The sequence below is a fragment of the Arcicella sp. GW458-12-2-14-TSB2 genome (genome assembly GCF_059423785.1).
In genome coordinates this window covers 1-2,140 of the sequence record NZ_JBWKYN010000325.1, presented here as the reverse complement: position 1 = coordinate 2,140, position 2,140 = coordinate 1, and the positions used below count along the sequence as shown (strand labels likewise).

Annotated in this window: 2 protein-coding genes and 1 pseudogene; all 3 read left to right on the top strand. The window is 27.8% G+C overall.

What is annotated here, in order from left to right; all coding sequences use genetic code 11:
• Positions 1 to 273: pseudogene (locus tag AC07XN_RS24165) on the top strand (histidine kinase); the annotation flags it as partial.
• Between the two features lie 22 nt (positions 274 to 295).
• Positions 296 to 1,399 carry a sensor histidine kinase gene (locus tag AC07XN_RS24160; RefSeq protein WP_494744904.1) on the top strand — a complete coding sequence of 368 codons (1,104 nt, stop codon included), beginning with the start codon at positions 296 to 298 and terminating at the stop codon, positions 1,397 to 1,399.
• A 61-nt stretch (positions 1,400 to 1,460) separates the two neighbouring features.
• Positions 1,461 to 2,140: histidine kinase (locus tag AC07XN_RS24155; RefSeq protein ID WP_494744903.1), on the top strand; the 680-nt coding region annotated here is incomplete at its 3' end.

Below are 2,140 nucleotides of genomic sequence, written 5' to 3'. Positions count from 1 at the left end.
TTTGTCGAAAATGCCTTCAAGCATAGTATTGGAGACTTATTTTCAAACTGTTTTATCAACATATTACTTAAGGTTGAAAATGAGAAGCTATACTTTGAGGTACAAAATAGCAAGTCAAATCTCATTGCCAATAACAATAAAAAGACTTTTGGAGGTATAGGTCTAACCAATGTAAAAAAACGGTTGTCAACTCTTTTTCCAAATACTCATTCTCTTCAGATAAAAAATGAAGAGAACGGATATACTGTAGATTTACAATTAGAGCTAATGTAAAATATTAAACCTATTAATGAATATGAAAAAAATTGCCGAGTTGTTTCTAAAGATATATCCTATTGAGGGAGTATCTCTTAATAGAAGAATTTTATTACATTGTGTTTTTTGGTTAATGATGTTTATAGGTTTGTGGAAAGTATGGACGCTACCTACTAGCCCAGACTTAAGGTACGGTTTCATAACTGCTTTGTACTTAGTAGTTCTTGATATGATTTATTTCTACTTGATAATGTATAAAATAATTCCACTTTGGAAGAATAATTATCAGCATAAATATTTGGCTACAGTCATAGGTATAATTATACTAATTGCTAGCATTTTAATTATTTTTCGTATTAGAGCTCAATTTATTTTTGATAATCATTTGATAAAAGATACTAAAGCAAACCTTATTCATTTGGAAAAAAAGTTTAAAGATTATATGTATCTTTTTAAATACCCTAGACATCTTTTTTCTGGTATGTTACAAATCTTTCTTTTCTCCTTACCTGCCTTCTCTATCAAACTCGCTCACTTCCTAATCAAAAATATTTCTGATAAAAAACAAGCAGAAATTGATTACTTAAGGTCCCAAATCAATCCACATTTTTTAACTAATACGCTTAACAATATTTACAGTCTTTCTGTCACTGAAGATAAACGCAATAGTGATGCTATTCTATCTTTATCTAGTTTATTAGATTATGTACTTTATGAAGCTAATCAATCAAGTATCAGCCTAGAAAAGGAAGTGCTTTTCCTCTCTAATTTTATTGAACTAGAAAAAATGAGGAATACAAAAAGGCTTCAAGTAAGGTTTGATGTAGAAGGAAATATTCATGGAAATATTCCTCCTATGATTCTTATAACTTTTGTTGAGAATGCCTTTAAGCACTCTATTGGAGATTTGTATTCAAACTGCTTTATCAATATATTCCTTAAAGTTGATGATAATACCCTATACTTTAAGGTACAAAATAGTAAATCAACTCTCGTTGTCAATAGCCACAAAAAGACATTTGGAGGCATAGGCCTAACCAATGTAAAAAAACGATTAGTTACGATTTTTCCAGAAGCTCATTCTCTACAAATTGAAAATAAAGAAGATTTATACTTAGTTAAACTCCAATTAAAACTGATGTAAAAGAATATCTATTCATTATCAACTAATTAAAACACTGATGAGTAATATTAAACCTATTAATATGGAAAAAAATTTAGAATTATTTTTAAAAATATATCCTATTGGAGGTATATGTGCTAAGAGACGAATTTTATTGCATTGTGTTTTTTGGATAATGATGTTTATTGGTCTATGGGAAATGGTAAGCCGTCCATTAGCAGGAATCTTTTACAATTTACTTTCGACTTTATATTGTTTAATTACTGATGTAATTTTTTTCTACTTAATTGTGTATCTAATTGCTCCATTATGGGATAATAATTACAAATATCGATACTTTATTACATTATTATATAGTGTAATAATTGTAATTAGTGTTGCTATTTTTTTTTATATCAGAGTTCAATTAATCTTTGATTATGATTTACTAAAAGAGGGTAATTTAGAATCTAGGTCTTTAAGTGTATTCTATAATAACTTTTGGTTTATATTCAAGTCTGGCTTTATAGTTTCAAGTATTATAACTATATTTTTTTTTACTCTACCAGCATTTTTCATTAAACTCATTCATTCCTTAGTCAAAAACATTTACGAAAAAAAACAAATTGAGATTGATTATTTAAGGTCTCAAATAAATCCACACTTTTTAACGAATACCCTCAATAATATTTACAGCCTTTCTGTCACTGAAGACAAACGTAATAGTGATGCCATTTTATCTTTATCCAGTTTGTTAGATTATGTCCTGTACGAAGCTAATCA